The sequence below is a fragment of the Nocardia sp. NPDC052316 genome (assembly GCF_044547795.1).
GTDB lineage: Bacteria > Actinomycetota > Actinomycetes > Mycobacteriales > Mycobacteriaceae > Nocardia.
On record NZ_JBIUBB010000005.1, the window covers coordinates 469,074 to 482,398 of the forward strand.

Here is a 13,325-nt window from a genome sequence, read left to right on the forward strand (position 1 = left end):
ACTGTACCGTCCGGACGGTAAGAAACGAGTGCGACGGAAGTCGAGAAAGCCAATGACCACATCAACCGTGCAGAACCCCCGGAAGACCGGGACGACCACCGAAGCCCCGCCCCGCGCGACCGCGCGCGACTGGGCCGGCCTCGCCGTACTCGCCCTCGCCCTGCTGCTGCTCGCCGTCGACGCCACGGTGCTCGACCTGGCCGTGCCCGCGATCAGCGCGGATCTGGCGCCGACCACGCCACAGCTGCTGTGGATCATCGACGTGTACTCCTTCGTGCTGGCCGGCCTGCTGGTGATGATGGGCAACCTGGGCGACCGGATCGGCCGCCGCAGGCTGCTGCTGATCGGCGCGGCGGGCTTCGGTGTCGCCTCGGTGCTCGCGGCGTGGGCCGTCTCGCCTGCGATGCTGATCGGCGCGCGGGTGCTGCAGGGTGTCGCCGGTGCGACGCTCATGCCCGCGACGCTCGGCCTGATCCGCTCGATGTTCCTGGATCCGCGGCAGCGGACCGTGGCCATCGCGGTGTGGAGCGCGATGGCCGGTGGCGGCGCGGCGGCGGGTCCGCTGCTCGGCGGCTGGCTGCTCGAGCACTACTGGTGGGGCTCGGTGTTCCTGGTGAACCTGCCGGTCATGCTGGTGCTGATCGCGCTCGGCCCGTTCCTGGTGCCGGAGTCGCGTGACCCGAACCCCGGCCGCTTCGACCTGCCGAGCGCAGGATTGTCGATGCTGGCGCTGGTGCCGATCGTCTACGCGATCAAGGAGGCGGCGGCGCACGGCGCCAGCGTCCAGCTGGCCGCGATCGGTGCCGTCGGTGTCGCCGCTGGCGTGCTGTTCGTGCGCAGGCAGCGCACGCTGGCGAATCCGATGCTCGACCTGAAGTTGTTCGCGCTACCCAGGTTCCGCACCGCGGTGATCACCAACCTGCTCGCGGTGTTCGCGCTGGCCGGTGTGCTGTTCTTCGGTTCGCAGTACCTGCAGCTGGTGCTCGGCCACTCGCCGATGCAGGCCGGTTTGCTGTTGCTGCCCGGTCTGGCGGCCAGCGTGGTCGCGTCGCTGGCCGCGGCGTGGCTGGTGCAGCGGGTGCGGCCCGGTGCGGTGCTCGGCGGTGCGCTGACCGTCGCCGCGTTCGGCTCGGCGCTGTTCTGGTGGCTGGGCCCGGACGCCGCCGGTAGCACGATGCCGTTCATCCTCGGCTTCCTGTTCATCGGCGCGGGTGTCGGTATCGCACTGACGGTCTCGTCGGACCTGGTGGTCAGCTCGGCACCCGCCGAGCGGGCCGGTGCGGCCGCGGCGGTCTCGGAGACCGCCTACGAAACCGGCATCGCCCTCGGCGTCGCGATCCTCGGCAGCGTGGTCATGGCGATCTTCCGCAACGGCCTCGACCTGACCGGCGTGCCGAGTGACCAGGTGGGTGTCGCGTCGGAATCCCTCGGCGCCGCCACGGGTTTCGCGCGTCAGCTACCGGAGTCGGTGTCGGGGGCGTTCCTCACCTCGGTGCACGAGGCGTTCGTCTCCGGCATCCACTTCGCCGCGCTCGGTACGGCGTCGATCCTGCTGATCGCCGCGGTGGTCGCGTTCCGGCTGCGGGCCGCGCGTCCGTAAAAATTGAACTTCGCGCCCGCTCCGGACACTGGGAGCGGGCGCGAAGCTATATCGAGTTGTGGTCGCTCACTATTCGGGCGCGACCGGTCATTCGGTTCGTTGCTCGCTCGGGTGCGGGCCGCGATCGGCCGGTGGCCCGGAACCGCGCGGGCGACCGAGGCGGGTCGGGGTGAGACGGCCGCGCAGGGTGACGGACTCGCCGAGCTGCCAATGCGCCGCCTCGGTGTCGTCGGCGCTGTTGACGGTGTACGCCGAGGTGAGCAGCAGGTCATCGTGCTTCGCGAGCTCGCACAGGCGCGCCGCCTCGTTGACCGCGTCGCCGATGACGGTGAACTCGTAGCGCTGCCGAGCGCCGACATTGCCTGCGACCACCCGGCCCGCGGCGACACCGATGGCGGCGATGAAGTCGTCGGCGGTCAGGTCGAGGCGCTGCCGGATGGCGCGGGCGCAGGCCAAGGCGGCACCCGAGGCGTCGGAAAGGGCGGCGGGCGTGCCGAATACGGCAAGGGCGGCGTCGCCCTCGAACTTGTTGAGCAGCCCGCCGTGCGCCTCCACCTCGTCGACCACGATGTCGAAGAAGCGGTTGAGAATGGCGACCATCTCGGGTGCGGGCACCGTCGCGGCCATCGTGGTCGAGCCGACGATGTCGATGAACAGCGCCGCCGCCTCGGTCTCCACGCCGCCGAGCGTCGGATTGCCGGCCAGCGCCGCGTCGGCGACGTCGCGGCCGACGTGCCTGCCGAACAGGTCCCTGATCTGCTCGCGCTCGCGCAGCCCCTCCACCATGTGGTTGAAACCGCTTTGCAGCTCACCCAATTCGGTGCCGTCGTACACGGTGATCGCGACCCGCAGGTCACCGTCCTCGACCTGCCGCAGCGCGCGGCGCACCCCGCGGATCGGCGCGATGATCGTGGACACGGTCTGCATCATCAGCAACAGTCCGAACACCAGCGTCGCGCCGCCGAGCGAGAGCACACAGACCGCGAGCCGGGCCGTGCTGACCGACGAGTCGACCAGGGCCCACCCCGCCACGATCATCGACAGGGTCACCGGCACACCGGCACCCAGCATCCAGGCCACCATCGAGCGGGAGAACACACCCATGCCGCGCCGCCGCCGCAGCGGCGCCGCGTCCAGCACGCGCGCAGTCACCGCCCGCAGTGCGAACTCGGCGATCAGGTAGCCGTTGGCGCAGACCACGATGGCGCTGAAGGCGATGCCGATCAGGATCTTGGGAATGAGCGCGGGCTCGACCAGGGCGTAGAGCGGAGTCAGCACGGCGGCCGCGCCCGACCACAGCAGCGCCTGCTGCAGCACCAGGTGCCGGGGCACCCTGGCCGCGGCGATCTGCTCCGCCTCGGTGGGCACCTGGTCCGGCTGGATCGCCCAGCGCAGGGTGCGCAGGCCGCGCACGGTGCCCCACCACATGCCGATCAGCAGGGCCAGTGCCGCGTACAGCGGCGTCGCGATGACGTCGAGCAGCAGCAATTCCCTGGTGAACACCGTCGGCCCGGGCAGCACGAACCCGATCAGCGCGAAAGTGACGGCCATGCCCGCCAGGTTCGCGGCCACCAGCGGCACGGTCAGCAGCAGCTGAACCCGGATCCGCCGCATCCCCGAGGACTCGTCCACCGGTCCGAGCAGCCGCGACCCGAACGCGGCTGTCGAGACGTCACTGTGGGCCATGGCACCAAAGCCTAGGCCGGAGGACCCGCGAAGAGCCGGACCAGTGGTCCAGGACCGGCCGAGCGCCTCGACCAGCCCGCGGCAGACGGTCAGTTGCCGCGTGGCAGTTCGCGGCGGCCATGACCCGGCAGTTCGGGGTTACGGCGGCCGCCGAGCTCGTCCTGCCGCCCGGCCGCCAGACCGTACGGCTGCGCAGCGCCCTCGGGCAGTGCCGAGTAGCGCGGGTCCTGCTGTCCGTAGTCCGCGTCGACCACGGTGGCGGCGACGCGCTGGGCGTGTAGCGCCTCCGGCGAGCCCGGCGCGAGCTGATAACCGGTCGGCGCGTGTGAGTCCTGGGTATCGACGGTCACCTTGCGGGTGCGGCGCAGGGTGAAGGTGATCTCCTCGACCTCTTCGAACGCCTGGCGGGCCGTGCGCAGCGGGTGCGTGGCGTTGTCGATCGCGTTGGCCACGAACGACGGGACCAGCGGGCGGATCAACCGGGCCGCGGTGTCGGTGAACGGCACCGTGCCGATCAAGGGGAGTTCCAGGCCGCCACCGGACTTGGGCGTCGGCACCGCGGTGCTCGAGCCGAGCTCGCGCGCGGTGACAGGAGCGGGCAGGTTCGACGGCGCGAATCCTTCAGACACGGAGCTGTCCTTTCGGTCGTCAGCCGGTGCGGCTGGCAGTGCGGGGCGGCGCGGCGGTTCGGCGATACCGATCTCCAGCCCGCCGATGGCCGCGACGATCCTGGTGCGCTGGCGCTCTCGATCGATGGCGGTGTCCGCCTCGGCGGCGAGCCGGGCCGCGGTGAGTTGTTGTTCGGCGCGCAGCGCTTCGGCCTCGGCGCGCACCTCGGCCCGTTTCAGCGCGATGGCCGTGTCGGCTTCTTGCTCGGCCCGCGCCTGCACATCGAGGTAGGCGACGCGCCGATCGAACGAGGTCTGCCCGCGCCACCAGCGCAGGATCAGCGGCAGCAGCGCCAGCGCGACGAAGGCGATGATGGTCAGGACGCGCAGCGGCAATGCGCCCGGGTGGTGGGTGGTGTACTCGTTCATCGCCAGCCAGCGCGCACCGAGGCCGCGGTCGGCGTCGGCGAAGGCGGCCGACTCGGCTGCGCGAACGGCCTTTTCGTCGTCGGCGATCCGCTGGTCCAGCGCGTCGGCCCGGCCCTGCGCCGCGGCCAGTTGCCTGCGGGCGTCGTCGAGCATGTCGTTGGCGGTCGTGGCCTCCGGCCCGCGTCCCGGCACATTGGTGATCCGGGTCTGCGGGCAATCGGGCGTCGGGTTGAACTCACAGCGGGCGATCACCAGCGAGCGATCGAGGTCGGCCTGCGCCTTGGCGATCGACTGATCCAGCGCGGTCCGGTCGGCGCGGGCCTTGTCGAGATCGGCGGTCGCGGCGACGACCCTGGGTTCGGAGGCGACGGAACGCTGGGCTCGTTCGTCGAGAGTCCGGTCGACGCTGCCGCCGAAGACGACGATCGCGGCGAGCTCGGCGAGCAACCCGCCGGCCAGCACGGCGACGGCGATGCGGGCGAGCAGGCCGAGCCGGTCGGGCTCGCCGCTCGGTCGCGCGGTCGCCACCGCGCGGGCGATCGCGCCCGCGAGCACCGCGACCAGCATGGCCACCGCGACAACGGCGAGCACGGCCCAGGTGTCCGTCGAGGCCAGCGCGAGCACCGCGACCAGGCCGGCCACCACCGCGAACAACAGCACCGCCGCACCGGTGACGGCATAGCCGGTGCGCTCGTGGCGGTAGGCGACTTCACCGGTCTGACCCCCGCCGAGCCAGGTGAACAAGCCGATGACGGTCATGGGAGCTCACATCCTCTTGGTCCCAGTCGATTTCAGGGCTCGATGAAACCGTCACGGTTTCGTGGTCACAGCGTGACAGGACCGAACCCGACACACCGAGTGGCGGCGGAGGTATGTGGTCAGGCTCACAAAACCGCCGATGTGGTGCGGGTACGGGGGTCGGCGGCCGCCGCGCCTCGCCGCTTTCGGGACCGAGCGCGCGGGTCCGTTCGCTTACCCTGGCTCGATGATCGGTTTCCGCGCGAGCCAGCTCAGGAGGTCGGGTTATGCGCCTTGTCATGCTGATGATCGTGTCGGCGGCACTGATCATGTCGCCGGTTAGCGCAGCGGCCGCTCCGGGCGACGACCGAGCCGAGTCGCTGGATCGCCTGGTCGCCTTGGTGCTCGAGCGGCTCGACACCGGTGACGCGGTGGCCGCGGCGAAGTGGGTGGCCGCCGCGGCGAGCGGCACCGAGCCCACCATCGACGATCCGGCCAGGGAGGCCGTGGTCTACGACGCGATGGCGAAGCTCGGCGCGGGGCGCGACCTGCCGGAACCGTGGGTGCGGCAGGTGTTCTCCGGCCAGATCGAGTCCAACAAGATCGTGCAGCGCGGTCTGATCACCCGCTGGCGCTTCGACCCGGCCGCGGCCCCCGGTTCGGCACCCGATCTGGCGGCGGTGCGTCCGGTGATCGACCGGGTGAACGTCGAGATCGTCGACCAGCTGGCCGCCCGGCGGGCCGAGCTCACCGCGCCGGACTGCGCGGAAAGATTGGCCTACAGCGTCTTCGACGTATTCGTCGCCGGAAATACCGACGCCTTGCATCAGGCCGCGCTGGTGCGTGCCGCGGCGTCGTTGTGCGCGCCGCGTTGAACGCTGCGCGCTCCCCACGGAACCCGCGCCATACTCCGCTTAAGCCTTTCTTAAGCGCCGTCTTCAGGCGGTATGCGCGCGCTGTCGGCGAATATTCGGCGAAAAGCGTTCAGGCCCGCAATAAACCACACCCATTACCCCCTGACGGCGTATAGATTTCGGCCGCAAAAATGTGTCGAATACCACTCCCACGTGTTAGCTGAAGATGTGCTGAAGGCCACAGAAAACAAAACAGTCCGGACGGTCGGATCACATCTCGGGCTCGTCAGGACCCTGTCGGAAATATCTCATCCAGCCCGCTTCCGAGTTAGCCGCCGCCGAGGGGTTTGCCGGATGCTGAGCGAGGGAAATCATCTTCGATGCAGGTAGGAGCGTTCTTCTGACCGTTTTGCGAGGGTTGGGGCCGCCCTCGCGCGTCGGCGTCGAGCGGCTGGCCGAGGGTGCCGCAGGGTCGATCCAGCGGTACCCGCTGCTTTACACTGGACGACGCGCACACGTGGAGGACCGAATGAAGAAGCCCAGCTAGACCCGGTTATTAGTGCAACCTTAGTTGGTTGGGCCCCGGACCTGACTTATCGTTTGCTCTTACGCCGAACACAGAATGATCGGCACCCTCGCCCGCTCGGGCAGCTCCTGGACCGGTGCTCAGCGTAGCTGGCGAGAACCCGCACGGAGGTAAGGATCTCGTTAGGGATCTGTTACCGACGAGCACCCACTACGTCACTGAAGCGGGTGAACAACTGGAGACGTGACTGCACACAGTGGTGCGAACGTCAGGCTCGGAGGCGGAAGCTTGCGTAACCACGCAGAGCCCGAGAGCACCACTAATCGAACACTGAGACCATCAGCGCGGCTGGTTTCGGAACGTACGGGCGCAGTCTTGTACGGAGGCATTCAGGCGAAATTGCGTAATTCATTTCGTCGAACGCCCTTCTTGAAGGCAGAGGCATGATGCAACTTCCTGGCCACAGGTCACCTGGACCCGTCGGGCTCTACGACCCGGCGAACGAACACGACGCCTGCGGTGTCGCGTTCGTCGTCGACATGCACGGCCGCCGCAGCCGCGACATCGTCGACAAGGCTATTACGGCTCTGTTGAACCTGGAGCACCGTGGTGCCGCGGGCGCCGAACCCAACAGTGGTGACGGCGCGGGCATCCTGATCCAGGTTCCGGACCGATTCTTCCGCGCCATCGTGGACTTCGAGTTGCCGCCGGAGGGCTCCTACGCCACCGGTATCGCCTTCCTGCCGCAGGCCAGGCGCGAGGCCGCGCGTGCCGCCTACGGCGTGGAGAAGATCGTCAAGGAAGAGGGCCTCGAGGTCTTCGGCTGGCGCGAGGTGCCGATCGACGAGTCGTCGCTCGGTGCGCTGGCTCGCGACGCCATGCCGACGTTCCGGCAGATCTTCATCGGCTCCCCGCGGGGTGCGGCCGAGCAGCTGTCCGGGATGGACCTGGAGCGCCGTGCCTACGTCGTGCGCAAGCGGGTCGAGCACGAGCTCGGCAAGGCGGGCCCCGGCGAGGGCACGGTCGGCAAGGAGTCGGTGTACTTCCCCAGCCTGTCCGGCCAGACCTTCGTCTACAAGGGCATGTTCACCACGCCGCAGCTGCGCGCGTTCTACCTGGACCTGCAGGACGGCCGGGTGGAGTCCGCCCTCGGCATCGTGCACTCGCGCTTCTCCACCAACACCTTCCCGTCCTGGCCGCTGGCGCACCCGTTCCGCCGGGTCGCGCACAACGGCGAGATCAACACCGTCACCGGCAACGAGAACTGGATGCGGGCGCGCGAGGCGCTGTTGCGTTCGGACATCTTCGGCACCGACTCGGCCGGCAACAACCGGCTGGAGAAGATCTTCCCGGTCTGTACCCCGGGGGCGAGCGATACCGCGCGCTTCGACGAGGTCCTGGAGCTGCTGCACCTCGGCGGCCGCAGCTTGCCGCACGCGGTGCTGATGATGATCCCCGAGGCGTGGGAACGCAACGAGACCATGGATCAGCGTCGCCGCGCGTTCTACGAGTACCACTCGATGCTGATGGAGCCGTGGGACGGCCCGGCGTCGGTGTGCTTCTCCGACGGCACCGTGGTCGGCGCCGTGCTCGACCGTAACGGCCTGCGCCCCAGCCGCATCTGGATCACCGACGACGGCCTCGTGGTGATGGCCTCCGAGGTCGGCGTGCTCGACATCGACCCGTCCAAGGTGGTCCGCAAGGTCCGACTACAACCCGGCCGCATGTTCCTGGTCGACACCTCGCTGGGCCGCATCGTCGGCGACGACGAGCTGAAGACCGACCTTGCGGCCGAGCACCCGTACCAGGAATGGCTGGACGCGGGTGTGACCAAGCTCGAGGACCTGCCCGACCGCCCGCACGTGCACATGTCGCACGACCGGGTGCTGATCCGCCAGCAGATCTTCGGATACACCAACGAAGAACTGAACCTGCTGATCTCGCCGATGGCCAAGACCGGCGGCGAGGCGCTCGGCTCGATGGGCACCGACACCCCGATCGCGGTGCTGTCGTCGCGGCCCCGGCTGCTGTTCGACTACTTCTCCCAGCTGTTCGCGCAGGTCACCAACCCGCCGCTGGACGCGATCCGCGAAGAGGTGGTGACCAGCCTGCGCCGGGCGATCGGCCCGGAGGCCGACCTGATGCACCCCGGCCCGGAGTCGTGCAAGCAGATCGCGATCGAATCGCCGATCATCGACAACGACCAGCTGGCCAAGCTGGTGCACATCAACGACGACGGCTCCCAGCCCGAGCTGCGTTCGGTGATCGTGCGCGGCCTGTACCCGGTGGCCAAGGGCGGCAAGGGTCTGCGCAAGGCGCTCAAGGCGATCAACACCCAGGTGTCGGCCGCCATCGACGGCGGTGCCCGGATCGTCGTGCTGTCGGACCGCGAGTCCAACGAGAAGCTGGCGCCGATCCCGTCGCTGCTGCTGACCGCGTCGGTGCACCACCACCTGGTGCGCGAACGCACCCGCACCATGGTCGGTCTCGTCGTCGAGGCCGGTGACGCCCGCGAGGTGCACCACATGGCGATGCTGGTCGGCTTCGGCGCGGCCGCGATCAACCCGTACATGGCCTTCGAGACCATCGAGGACATGCTCGAGCGCGGCGCGCTCGAAATGCCGGGCAGCACCGGCGATCACGCCGAGGACTTCCGCAAGGCGGTCGCCAACTACAACAAGGCCGCCAGCAAGGGCGTGCTGAAGGTGATGTCCAAGATGGGCATCTCGACGCTGGCCTCCTACACCGGCGCGCAGCTGTTCCAGGTGATCGGCCTGTCCCAGGACCTGGCCGACGAGTACTTCACCGGCCTGCGCTCGCACCTGGACGGCATCGGCCTCGAGGACATCGCGGCCGACGTCGCCGAGCGGCACCGGCTGGCGTTCCTGGAGAACCGCAACGAGCGCGCGCACCGCGAGCTCGAGGTGGGCGGCGAGTACCAGTGGCGGCGCGAGGGTGAGTACCACCTGTTCAACCCGGACACCGTGTTCAAGCTGCAGCACGCGACCCGCACCGGTCAGTACTCCATCTTCAAGGAGTACACCAAGATGGTCGACGACCAGACCGAGCGGCTGGCCTCGCTGCGCGGGCTGTTCAAGTTCAAGAAGGAGCGCGCGTCGATCTCGATCGATGAGGTCGAGCCGGCGTCGGAGATCGTGAAGCGGTTCTCCACCGGCGCGATGAGCTACGGCTCCATCTCCGCCGAGGCGCACGAGACCCTGGCCGTCGCGATGAACCGGCTCGGCGGCCGGTCGAACTCGGGCGAGGGCGGCGAGTCGCCGGCCCGTTTCGAGCCGGAGGAGAACGGCGACTGGCGGCGCAGCGCGATCAAGCAGGTGGCCTCCGGCCGCTTCGGCGTGACCGCGCACTACCTGACCAACTGCACCGATATCCAGATCAAGATGGCGCAGGGCGCGAAGCCCGGTGAGGGCGGCCAACTTCCGGCGCACAAGGTGTACCCGTGGGTCGCCGAGGTGCGGCACTCCACGCCGGGTGTCGGCCTGATCTCGCCGCCGCCGCACCACGACATCTACTCGATCGAGGATCTGGCGCAGCTGATCCACGATCTGAAGAACGCGAACCCGCAGGCGCGGATTCACGTGAAACTTGTTGCGGAGCCAGGCGTCGGCACCGTCGCGGCCGGTGTGTCCAAGGCGCACGCGGACGTGGTGCTGATCTCCGGCCACGACGGCGGCACCGGTGCCTCGCCGCTCACCTCGCTCAAGCACGCGGGCGGCCCGTGGGAGCTCGGCCTGGCCGAGACCCAGCAGACGTTGCTGCTCAACGGACTTCGCGACCGGATCGTCGTGCAGGTGGACGGTCAGATGAAGACCGGCCGCGACGTGATGATCGCCGCGCTGCTCGGCGCCGAGGAGTTCGGTTTCGCCACTGCGCCTTTGGTGGTGTCGGGCTGCATCATGATGCGGGTCTGCCACCTCGACACCTGCCCCGTCGGTGTCGCGACGCAGAACCCGGTGCTGCGCGAACGCTTCACCGGCAAGCCGGAATTCGTCGAGAACTTCATGCTGTTCATCGCCGAAGAGGTCCGGGAACTGCTGGCGCAGTTGGGCTTCCGCACGCTGGACGAGGCCATCGGCCGGGTCGACCTGCTCGACACCGCCAAGGCCAAGCAGCACTGGAAGGCCAGCAAGCTCGACCTGTCGCCGATCCTCGACAATGTCGAGACCGCGTTCATGTACCAGGACCGGCGCTGCACCAAGACCCAGGACCACGGCCTGGACAAGGCGCTGGATCAGCAGCTGATCACGCAGAGCCGCGACGCGCTCGAGCGTGGCCAGGCGGTGAAGTTCGAAACCAAGATCACGAACGTGAACCGCACCGTCGGCACCATGCTCGGCCACGAGGTGACCAAGCTCTACGGTGGCGCGGGCCTGCCCGACGACACCATCGACATCACCTTCACCGGCTCGGCGGGCAACAGCTTCGGCGCCTTCGTGCCCGCTGGCATCACGCTGCGGGTGCAGGGTGACGCGAACGACTATGTCGGCAAGGGACTCTCCGGCGGCCACCTGGTGGTGCGCCCGTCGCTGGACGCGCCTGCCGAGTTCGTTGCGGAAGAGAACATCATCGCGGGCAACGTGATCCTGTTCGGCGCCACCAACGGCAAGGCGTTCATCCGCGGTGTGGTCGGCGAGCGCTTCGCCGTCCGTAACTCGGGTGCCCTCGCGGTGGTCGAGGGTGTCGGCGACCACGGTCTGGAGTACATGACCGGTGGCCGGGTGGTCATCCTCGGGGAGACCGGGCGCAACTTCGGCGCCGGTATGTCCGGCGGCGTCGCGTTCGTCTACAACCCGAACGGCACCTTCGAGTCCAGGCTCAACCCCGAGCAGGCCGACGCCGTCGAGCAGCTCTCCGGTGACGACTTCACCTGGCTGCGCGACATCATCACCCAGCACCGCGATCAGACGGGTTCGGCTGTCGCCGAACGCATCCTGGGTGACTGGTCGCAGCAGGTGAACCACTTCGTGAAGCTGATGCCGCGCGAATACAAGAAGGTACTGCTGGCCATCTCCGAGGCGGAGAAGGCGGGCAAGGACGTCGACGAGGCGATCATGGAGGCGGCCCGTGGCTGACACGCGACGCACCCCACAGCTGAGTCCGATGTCCACAGGCAAGATTACGGAGGCCGAACGTGGCTGACGCACAAGGATTTTTGAAGCACACGCACCGCGAGCTACCGACCCGTCGGCCGGTCGAGTTGCGGTTGATGGACTGGAAAGAGGTCTACGAACAGGGGTATCCGAAGGAGACCCTGCAGCGTCAGGCCAGCCGGTGCATGGACTGCGGTATTCCGTTCTGCCACAACGGCTGCCCGCTGGGCAACCTGATCCCCGAGTGGAACGACCTGGTCTACAAGGGGCAGTGGCGCGAAGGCATCGACCGGCTGCACGCCACCAACAACTTCCCGGAGTTCACCGGGCGGTTGTGCCCCGCGCCGTGTGAGGCGTCCTGTGTCCTCGGGATCAACCAGGACCCGGTGACCATCAAGCAGGTCGAGGTCGATCTCATCGAGAACGCCTTCGACGAGGGCTGGGTGGCCCCGGTCTACCCGACCCGGTTGACCGGCAAGCGCGTCGCCGTCGTCGGCTCCGGCCCGGCGGGTCTCGCCGCCGCACAGCAGCTCACCCGCGCGGGCCACACCGTGACCGTGTTCGAGCGGGCCGACCGCATCGGCGGGCTGCTGCGCTACGGCATCCCGGAGTTCAAGATGGAGAAGCGCTTCATCGACCGGCGGCTCGCGCAGATGGAGGCCGAGGGCACCATCTTCAAGACCGGCGTGAACGTCGGGGTGGACATCACCGCCGAGCAGCTGCGCGAAACCTACGACGCGGTCGTGCTCTCCGGTGGCGCGACCCTCGCGCGTGACCTGCCGATCCCCGGTCGTGAGCTCGACGGCATCCACCAGGCCATGGAGTTCCTGCCGTGGGCCAACAAGGTGCAGCTCGGCGACGACGTCACCGACGAAGACGGCCTGCCGCCGATTCACGCGCGCGGCAAGAAGGTCATCATCATCGGCGGCGGCGACACCGGCGCCGACTGCCTCGGCACCTCGCACCGGCAGGGCGCGGCCAGCGTTCACCAGTTCGAGATCATGCCGCGCCCGCCCGAGCAGCGCGCCGCCTCCACCCCGTGGCCGACCTACCCGCTCATGTACCGGGTGTCCTCGGCGCACGAAGAGGGCGGCGAGCGGGTGTTCTCTGTGAACACCGAGCGCTTCATCGGCGAAGACGGCAAGGTCACCGGCCTGCAGGCGCACGAGGTCACCATGGTCAACGGCCGCTTCGAGAAGGTCGAGGGCACCGACTTCACCCTCGAGGCCGACCTCGTCCTGCTCGCCATGGGCTTCACCGGCCCCGAGAAGCCGGGCCTGCTCGAAGATCTCGGCGTCGGCTACGACCAGCGCGGCAATGTCCAGCGGGACAAGAACTGGGCGACCAACATCCCCGGCGTCTTCGTCGCGGGCGACATGGGCCGCGGCCAATCCCTCATCGTCTGGGCCATCGCCGAAGGCCGCGCCGCGGCCGCCGCGGTGGACCGCTTCCTGGAAGGTGAGACGGCCCTGCCCGCCCCCATCACCCCCACCATGGTCGCGCAACGATGATCTGAACCCCTCTCTTACCGGAGCGGAAAAGGCGCCTGTGGACAGCAATGTCCACAGGCGCCTTTGTTTTCCGCTGCGGCTGCCCCGAATAACAAGGGGGCTGACGACAATCCAGTTCGACGCTCAACTATCCCAGCGCATAAGGACTTTCGCGGCGAACGGGACGTAGGGGGTGTTTCGCGGATTTGCCCCCGGTGGTGTCTTGGTCGGTGGAGCGGCGCGCGCGGGGTCGCGGGGTTTGCCAGAAGGTCGGTTGCGCGGG

At 68.7% G+C, this 13,325-nt stretch carries 6 protein-coding genes; 4 read left to right on the top strand and 2 right to left on the bottom strand.

Features of this window, described 5'->3' with window-relative positions; genetic code table 11:
* The first annotated feature begins 52 nt into the window (after nucleotides 1-52).
* The gene (locus ACIHA7_RS25760; RefSeq protein ID WP_397293503.1) at nucleotides 53-1,600 is read left to right on the top strand and encodes an MFS transporter; all 1,548 of its coding nucleotides are present in this window, start codon (nucleotides 53-55) and stop codon (nucleotides 1,598-1,600) included.
* A gap of 87 nt (nucleotides 1,601-1,687) precedes the next feature.
* Here ACIHA7_RS25760 and ACIHA7_RS25765 read toward each other — a convergent pair whose 3' ends face one another.
* On the bottom strand, nucleotides 1,688-3,286 hold the full coding sequence (locus ACIHA7_RS25765) for an adenylate/guanylate cyclase domain-containing protein (RefSeq protein ID WP_397293504.1): 1,599 nt from the start codon (nucleotides 3,284-3,286) through the stop codon (nucleotides 1,688-1,690).
* Between the two features lie 89 nt (nucleotides 3,287-3,375).
* Complete coding sequence (locus tag ACIHA7_RS25770) at nucleotides 3,376-5,082, bottom strand: DUF4407 domain-containing protein (RefSeq protein ID WP_397293505.1); 1,707 nt, start codon at nucleotides 5,080-5,082, stop codon at nucleotides 3,376-3,378.
* 266 nt (nucleotides 5,083-5,348) lie between these two features.
* On the opposite strand from ACIHA7_RS25770, the gene ACIHA7_RS25775 reads away from it, so the two are divergent.
* The 3 genes from ACIHA7_RS25775 (at nucleotide 5,349) to ACIHA7_RS25785 (ending at nucleotide 13,063) form a co-directional block, all read left to right on the top strand.
* Nucleotides 5,349-5,936: a chorismate mutase gene (locus ACIHA7_RS25775; protein WP_397293506.1), complete on the top strand. Its 588-nt coding sequence runs from the start codon at nucleotides 5,349-5,351 to the stop codon at nucleotides 5,934-5,936.
* A gap of 948 nt (nucleotides 5,937-6,884) precedes the next feature.
* On the top strand, nucleotides 6,885-11,534 hold the full coding sequence (gene gltB, locus ACIHA7_RS25780) for a glutamate synthase large subunit (protein WP_397293507.1): 4,650 nt from the start codon (nucleotides 6,885-6,887) through the stop codon (nucleotides 11,532-11,534).
* A 59-nt stretch (nucleotides 11,535-11,593) separates the two neighbouring features.
* Nucleotides 11,594-13,063, top strand: a complete 1,470-nt coding sequence (locus ACIHA7_RS25785) for a glutamate synthase subunit beta (RefSeq protein WP_397293508.1) — start codon at nucleotides 11,594-11,596, stop codon at nucleotides 13,061-13,063.
* Nucleotides 13,064-13,325: the final 262 nt, after the last annotated feature.